Raw genomic sequence first — 23,868 nt, 5'->3', positions numbered from 1 at the left:
CGCGGTTTTCGACGCGCCGTCACTCGTACGGGCGACATCCATACTTCACGCCGCGCCGAAACGTGGCACGCTGCATCGGGCATACGATGCAGTCATGAACTCATCCAAATCCTCCTTTTCGCCCACCCTCGGCCGCGTTCTCGCGACCGTCAGCGTCGGCTTCGTGGTCACTCAACTCGACGTGACCATCGTCAATATCGCGCTGCCGCGAATCGGCGCGGATCTGCACGCGAACGTCGCGGGACTGCAATGGGTCGTCGATGCGTACACGCTCGCGTTCGCCGTGCTGATGCTGTCGGCCGGCGCGCTCGGCGACCGCTTCGGCGCGCGGCGCATGTACGCGTGCGGAATCGTGCTGTTCGCGCTGGCGTCGCTGGCCTGCGGACTCGCGCTCGACGCGCCGATGCTGGTCGCCGCGCGCGCGGTGCAAGGCATCGGCGCGGCCGCGATGCTGCCGAATTCGCTCGCGCTGCTCAATCAATCGTTCGGCCACGACCCGAAGCTGCGCGCACGCGCGGTCGGCCTGTGGACCGCGTCCGGCGCGATTTCGATCGCGGCGGGGCCGGTGGCCGGCGGTCTGCTGATCGCCGCGTTCGGCTGGCGCAGCATCTTCCTCGTCAATCTGCCGATCTGCGCGGCCGGCCTGCTCGCGACGCTGCTGTGGATTCCGCGTCCGCAAACCGCGCAGCGCCGCGCGCCCGCCGCCGCTCGCGGCAACACCGGCGCGACGCCGCGCGGCATCGATCTCGGCGGCCAGGGTCTCGCGATCGTCGCGCTGACCGCGTTCGTCGGCGCGGTGATCGAATGGCGGCCGCTCGGGCTCGCGCATCCGCTGGTCGCCGGCGGCTTCGTGCTGGCGCTGCTGGCGGCGGTCGCGTTCGTGTTCGTCGAAGCGCGCGTCGCGAGCCCGATGCTGCCGCTGTCGCTGTTCGGCACGCGCACGTTCAGCGCCGCGGTGCTGTTCGGTATCTGCGTGAACCTGACGTATTACGGCATGGTATTCGTGCTGAGCCTTTACCTGCAGCGCGTGCGTGGCTACACGCCGCTGCAGGCGGGCCTCGCGTTCCTGCCGCTGACGGGCGGCTTCCTGGTCTCGAACGTCGCGAGCGGCTGGGTGATCGGCCGCCTCGGGGTGCGCGTGCCGATGATCCTCGGCGCGATCACGGCCGGTCTCGGCTACGGCCTGCTGCATCTCGTCGATGCCGACACGCCGCTGATCGGCCTGCTGCTGCCGTTTTTGCTGATTCCGTCAGGCATGGGGCTCGCGGTGCCGGCGATGACGACGGCGGTGCTCGCCTCGACCGAAGCGCGGCGCGCGGGCACGGCGTCGGCGGTATTGAACACGGCGCGCCAGGCCGGCGGCGCGGTGGGCGTGGCGGCGTTCGGGGCGCTCGCGGGCGGCGCGGCCGCGACCCAGATCGTGCCGGGGATGCAGGCGGCGACGGCTATTTCGGTGGGATTGCTGGTGCTGGGTCTCGTGCTTGCGTGCTTCGTGCATCCGGAGCCGCACGCGACGGCGTCGTCTGCGCGCGGGGCGAGAGCCGCGAGTAAGTAAGCGGTGTGGGTAACGCAGGCGCCTACAGCGACGCCTCCTGAATCGTGCCGGTATCGATTGCGCGCTCGATCAGGCCTTCGTCGCGCGCCTTGGCGATCGCATCGGCGACCAGTTTCTCCGGGTCCTCGATCTCCGCCTTCAGCGTGCCGATGAATCCGGACGCATCCAGAACCACCAGCGTCTTCGCAGAATCGGCGAGGCTGATGATTACGCGATGCGGCGTCGCCCCTTCGCCGAGACTCGCGCACAGTTGCGTGAGCTTGCCGCCGATCATTTGCTCGAAGTTCTGAATCATCATCTGCTCCCTTGAATGGCGCGGATTGGAACCCTGCTGGTAGCAGGATCCGGGCCGCGCCCTACAGGCCGCCGAGTCCGCTGCGCGGCGCGCGCGCGTTGTCGACGCTCAGACGCCCCGCGCCGGTGACGAACAGCAGCAGGAAACCGCCCGCGATTCCGATGTTCTTCCAGAAATGAATCACCATGTCGTGCTGCAGCGCAGGGTCGGTGATATTCCAGAAGTCGTGGCCGAGCACCGCGGTCGCGACCGTATACACCGCCATGATCAGCGCGAGCGGTCGCACCTTGAAGCCGATCACGAGCAGCAGGCCACCGAGCACCTCGACCGCGGTTGCGATCGGCGCGGCGATCTGCACGAACGGCACGCCCTTCGAATGCAGGTAGCCGACGAAGCCCGCATAGCCCAGCAGCTTCATCACCCCGCTCCACAGGAACAGCACGGAAAGCGCAAGACGGGCGATGAAAATAATGCCGAAATCGACGGGACGCGACATGGGGGACTCCTGTAATGAATAAGCAGCAGACCCGAATAGACGGGCTCAGTTCCCCGCCTCGCCCCTGAGCATATGTGCAATGGCGACGATTTCCAAGCCCGCTCAGGCTGGTGGATAGGTGGCGACCTCGATCAGGTTGCCGTCCGGATCGCGGCAATACACCGAGGTCATCTTGCCGCGCGCGCCGTCGCGCTCCACCGGCCCCGCCTCGATCGCGACGCCTTGCGCGAGCCAGTGCGCCTTGACTTCGTCCGGGCTCGCGGTGGTCACGAAGCACAGGTCGGCCGTGCCCGGCACCACCTCGCGCGACGTGAACCAGACGACGGTATCGGCCGACGCGGGACGCAGATTGATCTTCTGATTGCCGTAGGTCATCGCCACGCGCATGCCGCTGCGCGACATGAACTCGGTGCGTTGCATGCCGAGCATCCGCGCGTACCAGGCCGCGCTCGCTTCGACGTCAGCGACGTTCAGAACGAGATGATCGAGACCGTCTAGCTGGAAGCTCATGGTTTTGTCCCGATGAAGCGGGGAAGGTGGCCGCGACTATGCGCGCGGTGCGTCCGGCGCGAGCAACACGCCCTTCGTGAACACGAAGCAACCGTAGCCGCGCTCTTCGCCGGTCGCGATCACGCAGTATGCGCGGCGCGCACGCTCGTAAAACGCGAATCGCTCGATCGACACGAAGGGCACCTCGCGCCCCTCTCCCTCATTGACCTCGGCTTGCGCTTCGCGCTGCACGGCGGGAATCGTCTGCGGCTCGCCCACCACTTCCATGCGCGACGCGGGATGCTCGATGAAGGTGTCGAGCGGCAGCACCGACAGCACCGCGCGGATCGCGCGCGGCGAACTGACGCCGTCGAGCCGCAGCGGCCTGCCGAGCACGGTATCGCGCGCGACCGCGTCGGCCGGGAAGTTGGCGTCGCAGATCACGAGCTCGTCGCCGTGGCCCATCGAGCGCAGTGCGTGGAGGATATCGGCGTTCAGTAGCGGGTCCAGATTTTTCAGCACGGGGTCTCCTGGTCGTTCGGTTGGGAACATGCCGCGGCGGTGAGGTCGTGCGTGTCACGCGTCATCAGCACGACGATCGATTGTAGCAAGCGCGTCGCGGGTCTTGCGGCGCTGCGCTCGCACCGCATTGCCAGCGCAGCCATCCGACCAGAGCGAGCAGCACGAGCCCCGCGCCGCCGAGCACCGGCTCGCGCCAGCCGAACAGTGCGATGAACATGAACGCCCGCGCGCCGCCGAGCAGCGCAAAACCGGCGATCGCGCTCGATAACGCATCGAACGCGGCCGCGACGCGCAGCAACGCGAGATGGACTTGGGCGGGCCTGGCAGCGGCGGGGTCGTGCATGATCGTCTCCGTGAAAAGCGCCTCAGGCGGCGCCAGGGGTTTCGTCGAGGAAACCGGTGACCGCTTGCAAGCGTCCATGCGCGTCCACCACGCCGAAGTCCGAGCCCTTCACGATCGCCTCGCCAGCGGGCGTCGTCAGCGCCCACGAGAAGCGCAGACGATTCGCGAACCCGTCGACGTCGGTCGTACGGCGAAACGTGTGATGCGGAAAGCGCTCGTGCACCGCGCGGATCATCGCGTCGATGCCATCGTGGCCCGCCCCCGCCAGCAGCGGGTCGCGATAGTCGGCGTCGGCGCTCCACGTGGCCGCGATCAACTCGCGACGACGCGCGCCATCGGTCTCGTTCCAGGTGTCGAAATAACGGTCGATCAGATCGGTATGTGCATTCATCTCAAACTCCTCAATTGGCAGGACTGAGCGCTTCGCGCGTCATACGCATCGCATGCGGCGGGCTCGGAGTGAAGATTGACGGTTCGCGTGCACTGCGTCGATTACGTGGGAGGTAATCAAGCGGATGCAGCGTCGCTGTCACGCAGCGTCTTTCACTGTCCTTCACGCCAAATAGGCCATCCGGCCGAGTCGTCAAGAAACCTTTGCATCGCTAACCTCACGAAGCCTGCCGATGACTTCGCGAGGCGGGCAATGCAATGAACGGGAGGACGGCTTGGACCGCTTTATCGAGACACTTTTTTCGCTTGCACGACCGTATCCTCAAGGATACAATCATCCGCAGTTCGAAACACCGCGCGCGTACACGATCAACTGCACCGAGGAGTTCGATCGTTGGCTTCACGGCCTCACCGACCTCAAGGCCAAGGCGCAAATTCTCGTGCGAATCCGGCGCGCGGAACGCGGACTTTTCGGCGACGCGAAGTTGCTGGAAAACGGCGTGTTCGAGATGCGCATCGATTGCGGCCCGGGTTACCGGGTCTACTACGCGCGCGAGGGGCGCATGATGTATCTGCTGCTGTGCGGGGGTATCAAGTCCACGCAGCAGGCCGATATCAGGCATGCCGGAACAATGTGGGCAACCATCAGAAAGGAACGGTCATGAGCAAAATCAAAACGGCGCGCTTCGACGCATCGAAGTACCTCGACAACGACGAGATGGTCGCGGCCTATCTGAACGCCGCGCTCGACCAGGGCGACTCCGACCTGCTGCTCGCCGCCATTGCGGACATCGCCAAGGCACGCGGCATCACGAAGATCGCCGCGGCAGCGGGCCTGGGCCGCGAAAGCCTGTACAAGACACTCGCGCCCGGCTCCAAGCCACGCATGGACACGGTCCTCAAGCTGGCGGGTGCGATCGGCGTCAAATTCACCGCCGTGCCGCTGCGCATGGCCGCCGCCTGAGCCGGGCGCGGCGCTGGCCAGTGCGTCGCGCGAATTCACGCGTGGCGGCCGGGGCCGGCGCAATCGTTGGTGTGAAGCGACGGTATCGGCCGCACGTCGCGTTGGTTGAAATTGGCGGGGCATTACCTCTCAGGTAATCGATTGCCTGCACGCTTTGACTATCATCGGTGGCATGAACACACTCTCTATCGCACAAACGGCTTCGTCATCCCCGTCGAGAGGCACTCGGGCGGTCGGCGAACTTCTCCGCGAATGGCGGCAACGGCGGCGCATGAGTCAGCTGCTGCTCGCCACGGAGGCCGACATTTCGACGCGCCATCTGAGCTTTGTCGAATCGGGGCGCGCACTACCGAGCCGGGAAATGGTCATGCATCTCGCCGAGCGTCTCGACGTGCCATTGCGCGCGCGCAATGCCCTGCTCGTCGCGGCCGGTTACGCGCCGCTGTTCCGCGAACGTCCGCTCTCCGACCCGCAGCTCTCCGCCGCGCGCGAAGCCGTCGAACTGGTCCTCAAGGGACACGAGCCCTACCCGGCCCTCGCGATCGACCGGCATTGGACCATCGTCGCGACCAACAATGCGCTTGCGCCGTTGTTGAGCGGCGCGAGCCCCGAACTGCTCAAGCCGCCGGTCAACGCGCTGCGCCTGAGCCTGCATCCGCAAGGCATCGCGGCGTCGATCATCAACTGGCATGCATGGCGCGAGCATGTGCTGGCCCGGCTGCAACGGCAGATCGACGTCAGCGGCGACGACACGCTGAGCGCGCTGCGCGACGAACTGGCCGGCTATCCCGCGCCGCCGGGTGCCGACGCCTCGATGCCGGACGATGCCGTCCTCAACCAGATCGCCGTGCCATTGCGGCTGCGCACACCGCTTGGCGTGCTGTCGTTTTTCAGCACTACCACGGTGTTCGGCACGCCGGTGGACGTTACGCTGTCGGAACTCGCTATCGAGGCGTTCTTTCCAGCGGATCAGCAAACCGCGGCGGCGCTGCGCGAGTTTGCCGAACACCAGCGCGGCTAGTCTCTCGCGCACCCCGTCCGCCCGACCCAGCACGAACCAAGTGATATGTCCGTCAACGCCGACACCCTGCTCATCCGCCAACTCGGACCCGCCGACCGGGACGCCTATTTCCAGCTTCGTCTGCGCGGGCTGAAGGCGCATCCCGCTTCGTTCGGACAAAGCTACGATGAAGCGCTCGCGAAAGGCCCCGCGCAGCATGACGCGACGTTGCTGGGCTCGGAGGCGGAAGGCTCGTTCCTGCTTGGCGCGTATGCATCGGCGGATGCTCCGTTGATCGGCGTCGTCGGTCTGCGGCGCAACCAGGCTCACAAGGAACGTCACAAGGCGAACGTGGTCGGCATGTATGTCGCACAGGAAGCGGCTGGTCGTGGGGTCGGGCGTGCGCTGCTCAGCGAGTTGTTGACGCGCGCGGCGCGCGTCGACGGTTTGCGGCAGGTGCAACTGACCGTGGGTAGCCGCAACGACGCGGCGCGCAAACTGTATGAATCGCTCGGCTTTCGCAAATATGGGTGCGAAGTCGGCGCGTTGGACGTCAACGGCGTATTCCACGACGAGGATCTGATGGCGAGATTCCTCGCATAGCGCTCACCTGCGGCCGATTCCGGTGCCTCGGCAAGGTTGTAAATATCAGCGCTCAATGCAGCAACATCTGTCAGGCATCCTGCACGGCTCTGGCTCGTCGCCGTCTTCGTCGGCAACGTAATCTGCACACGTTTGCGACCGCTTTTCGATCTCGGGGCCGAATGCATCCGCCGGTCCGCCTGCCCATCAGCAATCGAGCCGTTACAAATCCCGCCCCAGTTTGCATAGTTGTAACTGGGGGCGCATCAACCCGTTACACCCCTCATCCGTCCCTCACACGCCATGAAAGACGAGTATTTATTACCGTCTTTTCCATCGCTTTCCATTTCCTTTCCAATTCAAAACGAATTTACCGATGGCCTCGCGGCCCGAATGCGCGGCCGGGACAAGCGCGCTAGATTCCCGCGCAGCAAGGGTTTTCATGGATTAGAGGCGACTCTCGGAAGGCTAAAAACCCAGTTGGCATCATTCATTACAACGACGTGAAAAACTTACCGAAAAATGGTGTGGCTTTTTGAGATATTTTTTTGTGAAGGGATTGATTTCTGGTTTTACCCTTCATACAATTCGTCCCGAGCTGTTACGAAATGTAACGTCTTGTATCAAATGTTCGCTGCCTGTAGCAGGTAGCAACATGTAGCCGGAGGCAGCGTTTCCGGCGAGGCAGAAAAGACATAACGGCGCAAAGCCGACATAGAAATTCGGGGCTTCGGAAACAGAGAAAATGGACCGTAGCAGCGAGACGCTGGATTCAATCCGCGAGATCAATTTGTCTTACATCATGCTCGCGCAACGTATGTTGCGCGAGGACAAACCGGTCGGAATGTTCCGGCTGGGACTGTCGTCGGAACTGGCTGATTTGCTTGCCGGGCTGTCGCTCGCGCAAATCGTCAAGCTGGCCTCTTCCGACCAGCTTTTGTGCTTCTTCCGCTTCAACGACCACGCGATGCTGTCGGCGTTGACGCAAACGACGAAGCACGCCGCAGTTGCACCGACCCACACGGCGATTCTGCTTGCGGGCCAGCCCGCCGAGCAATTTGCCTGATCGAGATGACTGCAATGCTCAAGCGAAGCCTGACCGAAGATGCACAGGAAGTATTTCGCGCGATCGCACTGATCGAGCTCGGCGCCCGCATGCAGGTGCTAGAGAGCGAGCTCACGCTGTCGCGCGACCGTATGATCCGCCTGTATCGTGAGGTCAAGGGCGTATCGCCGCCCAAGGGCATGCTGCCGTTTTCGGCGGACTGGTATATGACGTGGCTCGCGAACATTCACGCGTCGCTGTTCTACAACACGTACCTGTTCCTGAAGAACGAAGCGCGCTGCTCGCATCTGGATGCGCTGACCAAGGGATATCGGTTGTATCTCGAGCACTGTCAGCACAGCGAAACCGAGCCGGTGCTCGATCTGACGCGCGCGTGGACGCTCGTGCGTTTCTTCGACGCGGACATCCTGCAGCTGACCAAGTGCTGCCGCTGTACCGGCAAGTTCGTCGCGCATAAGCACGACCTGCAGCACAACGTCGTGTGCGGCGCGTGCCAGCCGCCGTCGCGTGCCGGCAAGACGAAGAAGGCAGCCGCCGCGCGCCGGGAAGCGCTCGGTGCGGCACAGGCCGCGCAGGCCGCCTGACCGCTCGAGGCGCCCGTCGCGAGACGCGGCCAACCCGTTTCAAACCGAAGCTCACGTGGATCCGCGCAGTGATTGAACTGCGCGGATTTTTTTTCGCCTTCGCGCCGGGCCAACCGGCGTTCAAATGAATCTTCGCCGCCGGTCAGCTCAACCGGCCAGCCCCACCGTCTGGACGACGAGCCACAGATTCGCGGCACTGATCACAACAAATAGCGTCCACACGAGCAGGCGCGTCGGCAGCGTGTTGGCGAATTCGCCCATCAGCGAACGGTCGCTCGTCATGCGGATCAGCGGATAAAGTGCGAACGGCAGTTGCAGGCTCAGCACGACCTGACTCGCGACGAGCAGTTGACCGACCGCGCCATTGCCGAGCATTCGCACGCCGATCAGCGCCGGAATCAGCGCGAGCGCTCGCGTGATGAAGCGCCGCTGCCAGCACGGAATCTTCATCTTCAGGAAGCCTTCCATGATGACCTGCCCCGCCACGGTGCCGGTGAACGTCGAGCTTTGTCCCGACGCGAGCAGCGTGATCGCGAACAGGAACGCGGCGAAGCCGGTGCCGACGATTGGCGCTAGCAGCCGGTAGGCGTCCTCGATCTGCGTGACCTGGTTGTGGCCCGTCGCATGAAACGCGGCGGCCGCGAGAATCAGGATCGCCATGTTGATCAGCGCCGCGAGCACGAGCGATGCGATCGTGTCGATACGCGACATGCCGATCGCCGAGCGGATGCTGGCCGAATCGCGCTTCACCGCGCGCGTCTGTACGATGGACGAGTGCAGATACAGGTTGTGCGGCATCACCGTCGCGCCGAGAATGCCGATCGCGAGATACATCGGCTCGCGCGAATTCAACGCCTGCCACGACGGAATCAGCCCTTGCGCGACCGACGGCCAATGCGGCCTGACGAGCGCAAGCTCGATGATGTAGCCGACGCCGATCGTCGCGATCAGGCCGAGCATGATCGCTTCGAGATCGCGAAAATTCTTGCCCTTCAGGCCGAGCACGATCAGCGTGTCGAACGCGGTGAGCAACACGCCGGTGGTCAGCGAGCAGTTGAACAGCAGATGAAACGCAAGCGCGCCGCCGAGCACTTCGGCGAGATCGCAGGCGATGATCGACAGCTCCGCGAGCAGCCAGTGCGCACGCGCGACGCCCGGCGAATAGCGCGTGCTCGACAGTTGCGCGAGGTCGCGCCCGGTCGCGATACCGAGCCGCATGCTCAGGCATTGCAGCGCCATCGCCGCGAGGCTCGACAGCAGCACGACGAATAGCAGACTGTAGCCGAAGCGCGAACCGGCTTCGATCGCGGTGGCCCAGTTGCCCGGGTCCATATAGCCGATCGATATCAGCAGGCCGGGCCCCGCGAATTGCAGAATCTTCTTCCAGAACGGCGCGCCCGCGGAGACGGCGACCGAGCCCTGGACCTCGGACGGACAGAACGGCGCTGTGGCGGTTGTAGGTAGTTTGAACAGCAAGCCGGAAATCTCTCGAGAGGAATCGACGCGACGCCTCGGGCGGGCGTCGCAAACGGCCTCAAGTGTACAGAGAAACCTCCGGCAATGTCCCGCTCAGCGCGTAGCGGCCGACGTCGCGCACGCGGTAGTCGAGCGGATCGTGCAGCGTGTGCACGCGCGCGTTGCGCCAGAAACGATCGAGCGCGAGCGGCGCATGAGTCGCGCGTGCGCCGCAGGCGTCGAAAAGCTTTTCGCCGATGTCGAGCGCCGCCCGATGCGCGACGATCTTCGCTTCCGATGTTGCGAGCGCGACCCGCGCACGGCTCTCGGCATCGAGCGTTGCGCGTTGCTGCCACGCTTCGTCGAGCGCGTTTGCGGCGCGCTCGGCCAGCGCCGCGGCGCTGACCGTCTGGATATGCATTTCGCCGAAGCGCTGGATCAGGTAGGGGTCGTCGGTCGCTTTGGCGACGCCGGACGCGATCCACGGCCGGCCATGTTCGTGCACGTACGCTCGCGCTTCTTCGAGCGCGCCCTGCGCGATCCCGACGAACAGATTGGTCAGCACCTGTTGCGAGATCAGCGTGCGCAGGCTCGCGTGCGGCGTGTCGGGTCGTTCGAGCACCTCTTGCGGCTCGACCCTGACCCGCGCGAACGACACGCTGCCGCTGTCGGTCTGCCGCTGGCCGATCGGGTCCCAGTCATCGTGAACGGTGATGCCTTCGCGCGTGGTCGGCACCGCCGCGAATACGGGTTTGCCGGTCGATGGATCGTGCGCGGACACGGTCATCATCTGCGAGCCGCGCGTACCGGAACAGAAGCCTTTCTCGCCGTCGAGCAGGTAGCCGCCATCGTGCGTCGATGTAGCAACGAGACGCGCATCCAGTGGATTCACCGCATTGCCCCACCACCAGCGATGCTCGACGGTGCCGCGCAGATATTTCTCGCGCTGCCGTGAATTGCCCCACAGGTCGATGCTGACCACCTGCAGACAGGTGAAGCCGACCAGATGCGCGAGCGCGCTATCGACGCGCGCAAGCTCACGCACCACGTCGTAGATCGCGGACCAGCGCGCGCCCGCGCCGCCGAATTCGCGCGGCACGGCGAGCGTCAGCAGGCCCGCGTCGGCGATCCACTGCTTCTGCTGCGCGGCGTGACCGCCTTCGCGATCGCGCTGCGCGGCGCTCGCGCGCAACGCGGCGAGCAGTGTGGTGAGGTCGCGCGCGCAATCCTGATGCTGCTGCTCGCGAAACTGCTCGATGCCGTCATGCACGAAAGTCACTGGCTTGCCCTAGGTTCGTCGTTGGCTGGATCGGACGATGATAGGGAGCCGCGCGCACGTGGTCTACGAAGCGATTTGCACAAGGAAAGCGCGAAAAACGATTTGCATGAAAAACGCCGGGCGGCGCTTGCGCGCGGCCCGGCGTGATTGATGAGCTTGATGAAGCGCTTGCTACAGGTTAGTAATTCAGCGCTTCGCCACTTGCTGTGGCGCCGAAACGGCTGCAGCTTCAGCCGCGGAACCGGAGGCACCGACCGGCACCGGCACCGCCCCCACCGCCGTACTCCCCGCCGTCACATCGCCCCAACCGCCACCGAGCGCGCGAATCAGATTCACGGTTGCAACAGCCTGCGTGCCCGCCAGATGGCTCGCCTGCAATTGCGACTGCAGCACCTGCCGCTCACCATCGATCACGTCGAGATAGCTGACAGCGCCCTCCGTGTACTGCGTGCGCGACAGATGCGCGGCGCGCTGCGATGCCTCGACCGCGTCGTTCTGCTCGCGCATCTGATCGTCGAGCAAACGCAGATCGGCGAGATTGTCTTCGACTTCACGGAACGCCACGAGCACCTGCTGGCGATATTGAGCGACGTCCTCGTCGTACTTCGAACGCGCCTGAGCGAGATTGGCCTTGCGACGGCCGCCGTCGAAGATCGGCATCGTCAGCGCGGTACCTACGGCCGGACCGAGGATGAACGCGCGGCTAGACCACATGAACAGATCGCCGAGCGTCGCGGATTCAAAGCCGAACGCACCGGTGATGTCGAGCTTCGGGAAGAACGCCGACTTCGCGAGCCCGACGCGGGCATTCGCTGCCTGCATCGCGCGTTCGGCCGCTGCGATGTCAGGCCTGCGTTCGAGCAGCGCCGACGGCAAACCGGCCGGCACGCGCACCGTCACCAGCGCGAGCGGTTGTTCCGCGAACGTGAAATCCGCGGGCGGCTTGCCGAGCAGAATCGCGAGGCTATGCTCGGAGGCCGCCCGCTGCCGCGCGACGCCGACCGCATCGGCACGCGCGCTGGCGAGCTCGTTACGCGAACGCGACAGATCCAGCTCGCTGATATCGCCTTCCTTGAAGCGCCGCTGGACGAGCTTCAGCGTCTCCTCGCGCAACGCGACGGTGCGGCGGTACAGCTCCTGGTCCGTGTCGAGCTCGCGCAACTGGAAGTAGTTCTGCGCGACGTCGGCCTGCAACGACAGCTGCACCGAACGGAACAGCGCTTCGCTCTGCTGCTCGTCCGAACGCGCCGCGTTCACGTTCGAGCTGACGCGCCCGAACAGATCCGCTTCATACGATGCGCCGACCTGCGCGCGCCAGATCGTGCCGGTCGTGCCGCCCGCACTGTCCGGCTGGAATTGCGATGCCGCCGACGCGCGTTCGCGCGTCGGGCCGAAGCCCGCGTCGAGCTTCGGGAACCAGTCGGACTTCGCGGCCTGCGTGACCGCGCGTGCCTGCTGCACGCGCGCGGCCGCGGCCTTCAGGTCCTGGTTCGCCGCGGCAGCTTGTTCTTCGAGCGCGTCGAGTTGCGGGTCGCCGAACACCTTCCACCATTCGCCGCGCAGCGCATTGTCGGCGGGTTCGGCCGGCTTCCACGTGCCGTTGTTTTGTGCCGCCCCGGCCGAACCAGGCGCCGCGCCCGACGCCGCCGCAGCCGACGTCTTCACCGCGGGCGCTTCCTTGAACGCCGCCGGCGTATCGACGTCGGGACGCTTGTACGTCGGCTCGACCGAGCAAGCGGCCAGCAGCGCAATCAGCAAACCGCTCGCGGCCGCGCGGCCCCATCCGCGCAAGGATGCAAAGCGAGATTCAAAGCGTTTCATTGTTGTTTTCTCCTCAGGCGTCCGTAACGGGCGCGCCATAGCGCGGCGCATCCTTCTGCGCGACGTGTATCGTCCCGCCCGCGAGCGAACGCAGCACCACATAGAACACCGGCGTCAGCATCAGGCCGAACAGCGTGACGCCGAGCATGCCGAAGAACACCGCGACGCCCATCGCGTGACGCATCTCCGAGCCCGCGCCGCTCGACAGCACCAGCGGCACCACGCCCATGATGAAAGCGATCGACGTCATCAGAATCGGCCGCAGACGCAGACGGCTCGCTTCGATCGCGGCCTGCAGCGGACTGCGTCCATCGTGTTCGAGCTCACGCGCGAACTCGACGATCAGAATCGCGTTCTTCGCCGACAAGCCCACCAGCACCATCAAACCGATCTGCGTGAAGATGTTGTTGTCGCCGCCGGTGAGCCACACGCCGGTCAGCGCGGACAGCACGCTCATCGGCACGATCAGGATCACCGCGAGCGGCAGCGTCAGGCTTTCGTACAACGCCGCGAGCACGAGGAACACGAGCAGCACGCTGATCGGGAACACCCACAGGCCCGCGTTGCCGGCGAGGATCTGCTGATACGTGAGGTCGGTCCATTCGAGCTTCACGCCGCGCGGCAGCACTTCGGCGGCCACGCGCTCGGCCGCGGCCTGCGCCTGTCCCGACGAGAAGCCGGGCGCCGGGCCGCCGTTGATGTCGGCCGCCGTGTAGCCGTTGTAGCGCACCACCATCTCCGGCCCGTAGGTCGGTGTCACCGTGACGAGCGACGACAACGGCACCATCTCGCCCGCCGCGTTGCGCGTCTTCAGTTGCAGGATGTCGTCGGCGCGTTGACGGAACGGCGCATCCGCCTGCACACGCACCTGATACACGCGGCCGAAACGGTTGAAGTCGTTCACGTACAGCGAGCCCAGGTAAATCTGCATCGTGTCGAACACGTCCGTGACCGGCACGCCGAGCTGCTTCGCCTTCACGCGATCGAGATCGACGTTCAGTTGCGGCACGTTGATCTGATAGCTGGAGAATGTCGGCCCAAGTTCGGGCGTTTGCGCCGCGCGCTTCACGAATGCTTCGGCAGCTTTGTTCAGTTCGGCGTAGCCGACCGCGCCGTGATCCTCGAGCTGCATCTTGAAGCCACCGAGCGTGCCGAGCCCGAGCACCGGCGGTGGCGGAAACACCGCGACGAACGAGTCCTTGATCGCGCCGTACTGCTGGTTCAATGCACCGGCAATCGCGCCCGCCGACAGCTTCTTGTCGCCGCGATCCTTGAACGGCTTCAGCGTGACGAACACGATGCCCGCGCTCGAACTATTCGTGAAGCCATTCACCGACAGACCCGGGAACGCCACCGCGCTTTCGACGCCCTGCTGCTTCAGCGCGATCGAACTCATATCGCGGATCACCTTCTCCGTGCGATCGAGCGACGCACCGTTCGGCAACTGCGCGAATGCGATCAGATACTCCTTGTCCTGCGCGGGCACGAAGCCGCCCGGCACGATCCGCGCCATCAATACGGTTGCACCGACGAGGATCGCGTACACCGCGAGCATCGCGCCCTTGCGGCGCAGCACACCGGTCACGCCGCGGCCATAGGCTTCCGAACCACGATGAAAGACCTTGTTGAAACGCTTGAAGAAGCCGCCGAGCACACGGTTCATCACACGCGTCAGCCAGTCCTCCTTCTCGCCGTGGCTGCGCAACAGCAGCGCGGACAACGCCGGCGACAGCGTCAGCGAATTGAACGCCGAGATCACCGTCGAGATCGCGATGGTCATCGCGAACTGCTTGTAGAACTGGCCCGTGAGACCCGTCATGAACGCGAGCGGCACGAACACGGCGACGAGCGTCAGCGCAATCGCGATGATCGGCCCGCTCACTTCGCGCATCGCCTTGTAGGTCGCATCGCGCGCACTGAGCCCGCTTTCGATGTTGCGCTCGACGTTCTCCACCACGACGATCGCATCGTCGACGACGATACCGATCGCGAGCACCATGCCGAACAACGACAACGCGTTGATCGAGAAACCGAACGCCAGCAGCAGCGAGAACGTGCCGACGATCGACACCGGCACCGCGATCAACGGGATGATCGACGCGCGCCACGTCTGCAGGAACACGATCACGACGATCACGACCAGCGCGATCGCTTCGAGCAGCGTGTGGATCACCGCCTCGATACTCGAACGCACGAACTGCGTCGGGTCGTAGACGATCCGGTATTCGACGCCGGCCGGCATGTCTACCGCGAGCTCCTTCATAGCCGCGCGCACCTGCTCCGAAATCGCGAGCGAGTTCGCGCCCGGCGCCTGATTGATCGCGAGCGCAACCGCGGGCTTGTTGTCGAGCAACGAACGCAGGCCGTATTCCGACGCCGCGAGCTCAATCCGCGCGATATCACGCAGATAGGTCACGCCGCCATCGGGCGCGGTCTTCACGATGATGTCGCCGAACTCGCTCTCGGTCTTCAAACGGCCGCGCGCATTCACCGACAACTGCAGTTGCGTGCCGGGCACCGACGGCGATGCACCGATCACACCGGCCGCCACCTGGATGTTCTGCTCGCGAATCGAGTTGACGACTTCAGTTGCGGTGAGACCGCGTTGCGCGACTTTCTGCGGATCGAGCCAGATACGCATCGCGTAGTCGCCCGAGCCCCACAACTGCACTTCGCCGACGCCCTGAATCCGCGCGAGCCGATCCTTCACGTTCAGCAGCGCGTAATTGCGCAGATACGTCATGTCGTAGCGATCGTTCGGCGAGATCAGGTGCACGACCATCGTCAGCGTCGGCGAACTCTTGATCGTCGTCACACCGAGCCGCTGCACATCTTCCGGCAGACGCGGCAGCGCCTGATTGACGCGGTTCTGCACGAGCTGCGTCGCGAGGTCGGGATTGGTGCCGAGCTTGAAGGTGACCGTCAGCGTCAGATTGCCGTCGCTATTCGCCTGCGACTGCATGTACAGCATGTTCTCGACACCATTGATCTGCTCTTCGAGCGGAGCTGCGACCGCCTCCGCGATGACCTTCGGATTCGCGCCCGGATACTGCGCGTGCACCACCACCGAAGGCGGCACGACTTCCGGGTACTCGGAGATGGGCAGCTTGAACAGCGAGATGATGCCCCCAAGCAGGATCAATACCGATAGCACGCCTGCAAAGATCGGGCGATCGATGAAGAATTTGGATATGTTCATTGGAAGCTCTTAACTTTGGAACATGCGCGTTGGAACACGCGGCTCACGAATTGCCCTTCGCGCCGGTGTCCGCCGCCGCCTTGCCGTGCGATTGTGCGAGCGCTGCGCTGTTCGGGTCGTCGTCGGTCGTCATCGGCACCATGTGCGCGCGCACCGCATCGCCGGGGCGCACACGCTGAACGCCGTTGACGACGATGCGGTCGCCCGCCTTCAAACCGTCCTTGACGACACGCAGATTGCCCTGCATCGAACCGGTCGTGATCTCGCGATAAACCACGTGGTTGCCTTGATCGACGACCAGCACGAACTTCTTGTCCTGGTCGGTGCCGACCGCGGCATCGTCGATCAACAGCGCCGGATGCGGGGCGCTGCCGCCCACCTTGACGCGTGCGTAGAGGCCCGGAATCAGCGCACCGTCCGCGTTGTCGAACTTCGCGCGCACGCGGATCGTGCCCGACGACGTATCGAGGCGGTTGTCGACCGACTCGATCGTGCCGCTGCGCGAGTAGCCGGATTCATCGGCGAGACCGAGTTCGACCGGCACCTTGCCGCCGTCCTTCGCGCGGCTCAGGTATTGCAGATAGGTCTGCTCGTCCGCGTCGAACGATGCGTAGATCGGCGACACCGACACGAGCGTGGTCAGCGGCGCCGAGCTGGCGCCGGCCGACACGACGTTGCCGACCGTGATCTCCGCGCGCGACACGCGGCCCGATACCGGCGCGACGATCTTCGTGTAGCCGAGATTGATCCGCGCGGTTTCGAGCGCGGCTTGCGCGGCCTTCAGGTTCGCGCTCGCCTCGCGCGCGGCGTTCTGCTTCTCGTCGTAGTCGCGCTTGGCGATCGCGTTGTCGACGATCAGCCGTTGCGCGCGTTCCCAGTCGCTTTGCGTGTAGCCGGTGCGCGCCTGCGCGGCCGCGAGCTGCGCTTCCGCGCGATCGACTTCGGCCGCGTAGGGACGCGGATCGATGACGAACAGCGTGTCACCCTGCTTCACCAGCGCGCCGTCCTTGAAGTTGACCGACACGATCGTGCCTGGCACCTGCGAACGCACGTCCACTTTCTGAACGGCTTCGAGACGGCCCGAATACGACTGCCAGTCGGTGATGGTCTTCTGCACGACGGTCGCCACGTCGACTTCCGGCACGATGGTCGGCGCGGCCGGCGAACTGGCATCCACACGGATCGCGCCGAACGTGCCCAGCCCGGCAAGAACGACGACCACTAGCGCGGCAAGCGCCACGCGGCGGCGGGAAAGAGGAAGGATAGTCATGTGTAGCTCCCGGTATCGTTGATTGAATTTCTGTTTATCGATGAGCGCGCGCATCGAAGCGCCACTGGAAAAAGCGCACCGCTTCCTGCAAAGCGGGCGGATGATCGGCGAGCGCCGCGTGCGACACGCTCGGGAAGCGCACCACCTGGGTCTGCACGCCCGCGTCGATCAGATTGCTTGCATACTTTTCGGCCTCGACATGCAGCACGTCGTTCTGCGCGGTCGCGATCAGCGTGGCTGGCAACCCGGCGAGCCGCGACGATTCGAGCGGCGCCGCATACGGATGCATGCGCTGCGACGCTTGCGGCAGATACGCGCGATAACACGCGGCGCACTCGCGCGCGGTGATGTCCGAACCGAGCCGCTTCTCGTCGCCAAGCCGCGTCAGGCTCGGGTCGAGCATCGGACCGAACAGCGCCTGCGCGCTGATCTGCACGTCGCCACGATCGCGCGCAATGAACGCCAGACAATTGGCGAGTTGGCCGCCCGCGTCATGGCCCGCCACACCGATCTTTCTGCTATTGCCACCAAACGCTCGCGCCCGCGTCTGCACCCACAGCGCCGCGCGATGCGCATCTTCCGGCGCGGCTGGAAACGGAAACCGCGGCGCGAGCGAATAGCCGACCGACACCACCAGCGCCGGTAAGCGTTCTGCGAAATACCGCGCGGCGAAGTCCGCGCATTCGATCGAACCTTTCGTAAAGCCGCCGCCGTGAAAATAAAGCAATACCGGCAATGCGGTTTTTTTCGTCAGCCGATACAGGCGCAACGTAATGGGCTGAGCGTACCCGTCGATACCCACGTCGGTGACTTCAAGCGTTGCGTCATTGGCCTCAGCGTCAGTGTCTTCGGCGCAAACGCCGATGGAAACGGACGGGTACGGCGATTTGAATGCATCCATGTCGAGCCGCGCAAATGCGCATAGAACTTCAATGGTGCGAATTGTGGGTTCAGCAGACTCGCAAATAAATGCCTATAATCCGGCAACACAATTCGGTGCCTTTGAACAATCCCATTGCGATTGTTTTTGCGGACCATTCCCGCCTGCGCACCCGCCCCTACTGGAGGTTTGCAATGGACCGGCTTCAGGCCATGCAAGTGTTCACACGTGTCGTCGACACCAACAGCTTTACCCGCGCAGCGGAGACGCTCGACCTGCCGCGCGCATCGGTTACTACGATTATTCAGAATCTCGAAGCGTTTCTCGGCACGCGGCTGATGCACCGGACCACCCGCCGTCTTTCGCTCACGCCCGATGGCGCCGCGTACTACGAGCGCTGCGTGCGCATCCTTGCTGACGTCGAAGAGACCGAGGCGAGTTTCCAGAGCGGCAACAAGAAGCCGCACGGCAAGCTGCGCATCGACATGCCGGGCTCGATTGGCCGTCTGCTCGTGATTCCGGCGCTGTGCGAATTCCATACGCGCTATCCGGACATCGATCTGCAACTGGGCCTGACCGACCGGCCCGTCGATCTGCTGCAGGAAGGCGTGGATTGCGTGGTACGCGTCGGCGCGCTGCAGGATTCGTCACTGGTCGCACGCCGCATCGGTCTGTTCGAGGGCGTGACCTGCGCGTCACCCGAGTACATCAAACGCGCGGGCATGCCCACTTCGCTCGAGGATCTCGAGAATCACAAAGCCGTCAACTACTTCTCCAGCCGCACGGGACGAACACTCGATTGGGCGTTCCTCGTGAACGGCAACGAGGTGGAAGTGAAAATGAAGGGGATCGTGTCGGTCAACGACGCCGACGCTTACGTGACCTGCGGACTCGAAGGCTTCGGTCTGATTCAGCCCGCGCTCTTCATGGTGCTGCCGCATCTGCGCTCGGGCCAGCTCGTCGAAGTACTGCCGGAACTGAAACCTTTGCCGATGCCGATTTCGGCAGTCTATCCGCACAGTCGTCATCTGTCGCCGAAAGTCCGCGTTTTCGTAGACTGGATTGCGGAGCTGTTCGATCGGTGCCCGTTGCTGAGCGGACGCGGCAGTCTCGACGCCACCTGCACGAAGCGCACGTTCGAGCAGCGCGAGTCCGCGCCGGCACTCGACACGCCGGTGATGTCAGAATGGGTCGCCTGAAGTACGCTAATTGAAACAGTGAATTCCAGCCGCGGCGCCAATGCCGCGGCAACCGAGCAATCGCACGGCTCCTGCAAGGCTCGCTCGCGATTGTTCCTGAATCGCGACAATTCATTTCGCAAAACCGCGATTTATCCGCGACGCGTCAACGTCTACATTTCACCCTGTCGCAGCGCCATCACGCTGCCAATGAATCGACAGGAGTGAATCATGAAACGCAATCTGTTGGCAGGCCTCGCCCTTTCGCTGCTCGTCAGCGTTCCGGCATTTGCGGAAGGCGGCAGTATCGGCCGTGCAGGAACCTATGACACGCAACCGGCGCCGAGCGCGAGCACGAAGACCCGCGCCGAGGTCAAGGCCGAACTGGTCGCCGCGTATCGCGACGGCTCGCTGCCCTCGCTGAATCGCACCTCGTATCCGAACAAAGGCCTGATCGGCCAGACACAGGCCGCGCGCATCGCGTTGCAGGAAGGGACGAACGGCGAAGTGACGCGGGTCGCGAAGGGCCAGTAACGAGTTAGCAGAAGTTGATTCGGAAACCGGCGCGCCTGCCGCACGAGAAGCGCGCGCCTCTTCATCAAGGAGCACATCATGACACCCTCGGAACTCGATAACTGGGATACCGATACGCCCGTGTGGACGCCGTATCGGCCGGTACAGCGTTGAGTGTTGGCTTTCTGTCGTTCTCGGCACTCGCCGTTATGCGCCCGCGAAGTGGCTTCGCGGGCGCATTTGCATTGAAGCGATCGAAAGCGCAAGCCGTTTTTTGCTGACCTAGGAGCGTTCAATCGGTGCCGTATTTGGGTGAACGTGGCCCGTACAGCAGTCCGTTCGGCGGCCCGGCATGCAGAAGCCGATAGCTCGTCACGCCAGCGATATCGTGGCCCTTGTCCGTCAGCGAATCCGCAATCTGCTTGACTGCAGCCGTGACGAGCATGCCGATCAGGCCACCTCCAGCATAGTTGTTGCCCTCGTTGCTGTTGGCGCTGGCACTACCCTGCCATAGCACGTCACCGCTCTTGAGATCGACCAGCCGGGCGGATGCCGTGACGACTGTCGCACTGTCGACGACGTGGTACACGGTACCGTACTGCGTGATCTTCGAATACAGGGCCGCGTCGGCACCGAAGATTTCGCGCAGCTTCGCAGGCGAGGTCGCTTCGATCTCCGCCGCCATGGTCAGGCCGTTCTGCCTGAACGTTTCATCCATCACCGCCACCGGTATCACGTAGTAGCCAGATTCGGCGAGCGGCATCGTCATCTGCGAGAGCATGCTGTTTGTCGCCTGTACGTCCGCCGTTTCGTTGGTCGGGGGCAGCAACAGGATCGAGTGCGGCCGGCTGTTTTTGAACGCCGTGTAGTCGGCGTGCTTCACAGGTTGCGCGCACGCGGCCAGCAGTGCGACCGTCGACAGGGCAAAGCCGAGCTTGAAGGAAAAGATCTTGAACATGGTGGCTCGCTCAGGGCTGTTTCGGTTTCTTCATCAGGAAGTCCATGTAGGTCGAGGATTCCGGAAACAGTTGCTTCTCGGACTCGAACTCCTGCATGGCCTGGGTGTCGTTGCCGACACTCGCGTACAACATGCCCAGTTGTGCATGGAATCCGGGCGGCGGCGTGTGCCCGTTGCCGCGGATGTCCTGGAGGGATTTTTCGAGCGCCTCGATCTGCTCCTGCGGTGCCTTTTCTCCCTTCAGATAGTCGTACACGGCCGGCTGGTAGCCGGTCCATTGATAAAGCGGCTGGGGACTGTTCGCCGCGCATCCGGAGAGAAGCATGGCTGCCGTCGTTACTGGCAAATAGATTCCCCGCATCATGCGGTTATGTTTCATCGTGAATCGCGTCATCAAGTTGATTGCTGGTGCGGTTGAACGTGGATCGAACGCAATAGACCAGCACGCACTTACTGTGCGGCCTTGAGCGTCCCTGCATCGACCTGCTCGACCAGGTGATTGACGGCCTCCTGGATCGCCAGATCGAGCACCTTGCCGTTCAGTGTGGAGTCGTAGCTGGCCGTGCCGCCGAAACCGATGACTTCACGGTTCGAAAGACTGAATTCACCCGCGCCCTGGCTCGACGCGACGACTTCGGATGTCGTCGTATCGACGACGTTCAGGCTGACCTTTGCATAGGCCACCTGACTCTTGCCGCGGCCGAGGATGCCGAACAGCTGCCGGTCGCCAACTTCTTTGCGACCGAACTCGGTGACATCGCCCGTGACGACGAAGCGCGCACCCTTGATCGACTGGGCCTTTTTGAGGAAGCCCGCTTCCTGGCGGATTTCGTCGAGGTTGTCGCGATCGAGCACATTGAAGCGGCCGCTCTGCTGGAGAGACGTGATCAAGATGGTCTTGGCCTGACCACCGAGACGGTCAACCCCGTCCGAGAAGATGCCGCGCATATAGCTCGAGCGGTTGTCGAACTTGCCGACTGAAATGCCGATGGCTTGGCCCACCGCTGGCTTCTGCGCGCTGGCGACGGGCGGCACCGGTAGTGAGCGCGACGACTCGGTTGCACATCCGCCCAGCGCCACCACGACGGCAACAGCCACGGTTCCCAGCGCATATGTTTTGGATAACTTCATTTTGCTTTTCCTTTTTGTTGAAATGCCGAAAACCCGGATAGCGTCGGCGGGGCGAATATCAGAATTGCGCGGTCACCTGGAAACCCAGGGTGACCCGCGAAGTTGAAAAGCCCGACGGTTTATAGATCGGCGTACCCGCGAAGAGGTCATAGGCGAGCGCACCTAACTTTGCCGATGCGCTGCCGCGCACACCGATCACCGCACTCGCCAGTTGTGTACCGACGAGAAATGCGGCGTTCGGCCCGAACACGTGGCCGTAGTCGATACCTGCGTACACAGATTGACCCGTCGAGCCGATTGGTACCTGAAGCTCATTGCGCCAGAAGAAACCGCGCTCGGCGGCCAGCATCGTTTCGCCGTCGAAGCCGCGCACCGTGTAGCGGCTGCCAATGGTCAGGTCATCGATATAGTTGAGCGTGTTGTTGGTGAACTGGCCGTGAACGCTTGTCACGTAGCGTAGCGGCTGGTTCGCGATCTGGAACGGCGCCGACAGGTTCGCGTCGAGCACAGCCATGCGGAAGCGGTAAGTCGGACCATTCTCGTAGAAGTCTGGTGTCGCCCCAAGTCCGCCCACACCCTGACGGTACGCGAGACTGCCGTCGAACTGCGACGCGCCGAAGTAATGACGGTCAGTTAGCGCCGCCTCGATGAAGGTGTTGTTGCGATGCTGCTGCGGAATATCGGTATCTTCGATGAAGCTCTCGCCAAAGCGCTTCGTCAGCCGGAACTGCACGCCGAGTACGTTGTTCTGGCTGCGCATGAGGACACGCGCCAGTTTGAAATCGACCGTCTGCGAATTGCCGCTCGACACGAAAGTCGTGTTGAGGCCCGCGATCTGCTGGTAGTACGTGTTCGTATAGGCTGACAGCGTGCCGGTCCAGTAACCCCACGGAACGGAATAGAAGCCGTTCCATCCGTGCGAGCCGAGACCTTTGTCGCCAAATTCGAGGTCCTGACTCACGCCGACGTTGAAAATGTCATTCAGCCCGAGCGGGTTGTCGATACCCAGGCTCAGGTTGCCCTGCAGCTTGCCGGTGGCCCGCGTGCCCGAGTTGTCCACCGAAGCGACCACCGTCCACGGCTTGGTCCGATTTACCGTCACGACAACATCGCTTTCGCCAGGTACCTCCGTGGGTTCGATTTTCATGTCCACGTCCTGACTGCTGACGCGCTTCATCTGTTCGAGTCCCTGCTCGAGGTCGCGCAGGTTCAGCAGGTTGCCATCTCGCGTCGGGAATGCCGACTTCCATGTGCCGCGCGTGGCAGGATCGGCAAAGCGAACCTGCCCGATCACACCCGGCACCAGTGCGAACTTCAGCGTCCCGGTTGAAAGATGCTGTTCGGGCAGCAAGACGCGCGTGGTGATGTAGCCACGGCTCAGGATGGCCTGTTGCAGTCCCTTGGTGAGCGTGTCGAGTCCCGCCTTGCCGACGCATTGCCCCCGGTAATGGTCGAGCCATTCGCGGGCGAACGCAAAGCGGTCAAGCGGCAATGCGGATGCGCCTTGCGAGCGCACTGCATCAGACAGCGTTGCAGGAACGTCTAGCACCAACACATCGATGTCGAAGCACGGCGTTTCAGCTGGCAGTTCAGGCCAGCCCGAGGCGCGCTCAGCTGTCGAACGCACTGAAGGCGCATTGACAGTGGCGTTGCGTTCCTGTGCATTGCGTTGCTGCTCGACCTGCTGGTTCTGCTCGGCGTTCGCGCGTGCCGCTGCTGCTTTGTCCGCTGGTGTGGGCATCGGCGTCTGCTGCGCGTGGGCGAGCGTTATCACGGCTGTGAGCGGCAATGCCGCCAGCCTTTTGCGGATTTTCATGCGGTTTTTTTGGATAGGCGACTGAGCTGCCAGTCAGGCGATACTCTATTGTTAAAAAGCGCCCTCTGATGTTTGGACGCAA

At 63.7% G+C, this 23,868-nt stretch carries 25 protein-coding genes; 9 read left to right on the top strand and 16 right to left on the bottom strand.

What is annotated here, in order from left to right; genetic code table 11:
* Nucleotides 1-94: 94 nt before the first annotated feature.
* Nucleotides 95-1,555, top strand: coding sequence for an MFS transporter (locus tag VSR82_RS24880; RefSeq protein WP_429455798.1), 1,461 nt, complete (start codon nt 95-97; stop codon nt 1,553-1,555).
* Between the two features lie 22 nt (nt 1,556-1,577).
* Here VSR82_RS24880 and VSR82_RS24875 read toward each other — a convergent pair whose 3' ends face one another.
* The 6 genes from VSR82_RS24875 to VSR82_RS24850 all read right to left on the bottom strand — a co-directional run bounded on the left by VSR82_RS24875 (nt 1,578) and on the right by VSR82_RS24850 (nt 4,091).
* Nucleotides 1,578-1,850, bottom strand: a complete 273-nt coding sequence (locus tag VSR82_RS24875; protein ID WP_368582483.1) for a hypothetical protein — start codon at nt 1,848-1,850, stop codon at nt 1,578-1,580.
* Nucleotides 1,851-1,911: 61 nt separating this feature from the next.
* On the bottom strand, nt 1,912-2,346 hold the full coding sequence (locus VSR82_RS24870) for a DoxX family protein (RefSeq protein ID WP_176379340.1): 435 nt from the start codon (nt 2,344-2,346) through the stop codon (nt 1,912-1,914).
* A gap of 102 nt (nt 2,347-2,448) precedes the next feature.
* Nucleotides 2,449-2,856, bottom strand: a complete 408-nt coding sequence (locus VSR82_RS24865; protein ID WP_429455799.1) for a VOC family protein — start codon at nt 2,854-2,856, stop codon at nt 2,449-2,451.
* Between the two features lie 36 nt (nt 2,857-2,892).
* Entirely contained in the window at nt 2,893-3,357 is a 465-nt protein-coding gene (locus tag VSR82_RS24860; protein ID WP_368582341.1) for an RbsD/FucU family protein, read from the bottom strand.
* A gap of 64 nt (nt 3,358-3,421) precedes the next feature.
* A complete protein-coding gene (locus tag VSR82_RS24855) occupies nt 3,422-3,700 on the bottom strand; it encodes a hypothetical protein (RefSeq protein WP_368582340.1) in 279 nt (92 codons plus the stop codon).
* A 22-nt stretch (nt 3,701-3,722) separates the two neighbouring features.
* Nucleotides 3,723-4,091 (bottom strand): nuclear transport factor 2 family protein, encoded by a 369-nt coding sequence (locus VSR82_RS24850; protein WP_176379337.1) that lies wholly within the window; start codon nt 4,089-4,091, stop codon nt 3,723-3,725.
* Between the two features lie 274 nt (nt 4,092-4,365).
* Between VSR82_RS24850 and VSR82_RS24845 the strand changes: the two genes are divergently transcribed.
* From VSR82_RS24845 to flhC, 6 genes are all read left to right on the top strand, one after another.
* Nucleotides 4,366-4,755, top strand: a complete 390-nt coding sequence (locus VSR82_RS24845; RefSeq protein ID WP_429455800.1) for a type II toxin-antitoxin system RelE/ParE family toxin — start codon at nt 4,366-4,368, stop codon at nt 4,753-4,755.
* Entirely contained in the window at nt 4,752-5,054 is a 303-nt protein-coding gene (locus VSR82_RS24840) for an addiction module antidote protein (protein ID WP_368582337.1), read from the top strand. Before VSR82_RS24845 ends, VSR82_RS24840 begins: the two co-directional genes overlap by 4 nt.
* Nucleotides 5,055-5,226: 172 nt before the next feature.
* A complete protein-coding gene (locus VSR82_RS24835; protein ID WP_429455801.1) occupies nt 5,227-6,075 on the top strand; it encodes a helix-turn-helix domain-containing protein in 849 nt (282 codons plus the stop codon).
* A gap of 45 nt (nt 6,076-6,120) precedes the next feature.
* Nucleotides 6,121-6,657 (top strand): GNAT family N-acetyltransferase, encoded by a 537-nt coding sequence (locus VSR82_RS24830; protein ID WP_368582335.1) that lies wholly within the window; start codon nt 6,121-6,123, stop codon nt 6,655-6,657.
* 724 nt (nt 6,658-7,381) lie between these two features.
* A complete protein-coding gene (gene flhD, locus VSR82_RS24825) occupies nt 7,382-7,702 on the top strand; it encodes a flagellar transcriptional regulator FlhD (RefSeq protein ID WP_018434215.1) in 321 nt (106 codons plus the stop codon).
* Between the two features lie 14 nt (nt 7,703-7,716).
* Nucleotides 7,717-8,286, top strand: coding sequence for a flagellar transcriptional regulator FlhC (flhC, locus tag VSR82_RS24820; RefSeq protein ID WP_368582334.1), 570 nt, complete (start codon nt 7,717-7,719; stop codon nt 8,284-8,286).
* A gap of 147 nt (nt 8,287-8,433) precedes the next feature.
* Here the strand turns inward: flhC and VSR82_RS24815 are convergent, their stop codons facing one another.
* The 6 genes from VSR82_RS24815 to VSR82_RS24790 form a co-directional block, all read right to left on the bottom strand.
* Nucleotides 8,434-9,762 (bottom strand): Nramp family divalent metal transporter, encoded by a 1,329-nt coding sequence (locus tag VSR82_RS24815; RefSeq protein WP_498858136.1) that lies wholly within the window; start codon nt 9,760-9,762, stop codon nt 8,434-8,436.
* 58 nt (nt 9,763-9,820) lie between these two features.
* Nucleotides 9,821-11,020, bottom strand: a complete 1,200-nt coding sequence (locus tag VSR82_RS24810) for an acyl-CoA dehydrogenase family protein (protein WP_429455803.1) — start codon at nt 11,018-11,020, stop codon at nt 9,821-9,823.
* A gap of 186 nt (nt 11,021-11,206) precedes the next feature.
* Nucleotides 11,207-12,841: an efflux transporter outer membrane subunit gene (locus tag VSR82_RS24805; protein WP_429455804.1), complete on the bottom strand. Its 1,635-nt coding sequence runs from the start codon at nt 12,839-12,841 to the stop codon at nt 11,207-11,209.
* Between the two features lie 13 nt (nt 12,842-12,854).
* Nucleotides 12,855-16,040 carry an efflux RND transporter permease subunit gene (locus VSR82_RS24800; protein WP_368582331.1) on the bottom strand — a complete coding sequence of 1,062 codons (3,186 nt, stop codon included), beginning with the start codon at nt 16,038-16,040 and terminating at the stop codon, nt 12,855-12,857.
* Between the two features lie 43 nt (nt 16,041-16,083).
* Nucleotides 16,084-17,310 (bottom strand): efflux RND transporter periplasmic adaptor subunit, encoded by a 1,227-nt coding sequence (locus VSR82_RS24795; RefSeq protein ID WP_410849475.1) that lies wholly within the window; start codon nt 17,308-17,310, stop codon nt 16,084-16,086.
* 34 nt (nt 17,311-17,344) lie between these two features.
* Entirely contained in the window at nt 17,345-18,211 is an 867-nt protein-coding gene (locus VSR82_RS24790; RefSeq protein WP_429455806.1) for an alpha/beta hydrolase, read from the bottom strand.
* 173 nt (nt 18,212-18,384) lie between these two features.
* On the opposite strand from VSR82_RS24790, the gene VSR82_RS24785 reads away from it, so the two are divergent.
* Both VSR82_RS24785 and VSR82_RS24780 read left to right on the top strand, forming a co-directional pair.
* A complete protein-coding gene (locus VSR82_RS24785; RefSeq protein WP_410849476.1) occupies nt 18,385-19,389 on the top strand; it encodes a LysR family transcriptional regulator in 1,005 nt (334 codons plus the stop codon).
* A 210-nt stretch (nt 19,390-19,599) separates the two neighbouring features.
* A complete protein-coding gene (locus VSR82_RS24780) occupies nt 19,600-19,902 on the top strand; it encodes a DUF4148 domain-containing protein (protein ID WP_013092193.1) in 303 nt (100 codons plus the stop codon).
* A 271-nt stretch (nt 19,903-20,173) separates the two neighbouring features.
* Here the strand turns inward: VSR82_RS24780 and VSR82_RS24775 are convergent, their stop codons facing one another.
* The 4 genes from VSR82_RS24775 to VSR82_RS24760 form a co-directional block, all read right to left on the bottom strand.
* Nucleotides 20,174-20,839, bottom strand: coding sequence for a DUF799 domain-containing protein (locus VSR82_RS24775; protein WP_429455807.1), 666 nt, complete (start codon nt 20,837-20,839; stop codon nt 20,174-20,176).
* Between the two features lie 10 nt (nt 20,840-20,849).
* A complete protein-coding gene (locus VSR82_RS24770) occupies nt 20,850-21,218 on the bottom strand; it encodes a DUF4810 domain-containing protein (RefSeq protein ID WP_429455808.1) in 369 nt (122 codons plus the stop codon).
* 71 nt (nt 21,219-21,289) lie between these two features.
* Nucleotides 21,290-21,970: a CsgG/HfaB family protein gene (locus VSR82_RS24765; RefSeq protein ID WP_368582324.1), complete on the bottom strand. Its 681-nt coding sequence runs from the start codon at nt 21,968-21,970 to the stop codon at nt 21,290-21,292.
* A 58-nt stretch (nt 21,971-22,028) separates the two neighbouring features.
* Entirely contained in the window at nt 22,029-23,786 is a 1,758-nt protein-coding gene (locus VSR82_RS24760) for a ShlB/FhaC/HecB family hemolysin secretion/activation protein (RefSeq protein ID WP_429455809.1), read from the bottom strand.
* Nucleotides 23,787-23,868 lie beyond the last annotated feature (82 nt).

The organism is Burkholderia sp. JPY481 (assembly GCF_038900515.1).
Lineage (GTDB): Bacteria > Pseudomonadota > Gammaproteobacteria > Burkholderiales > Burkholderiaceae > Paraburkholderia > Paraburkholderia youngii.
The sequence above is the reverse complement of the archived record's forward strand: the minus strand, read 5'-3'. Positions and strand labels throughout refer to the sequence as shown.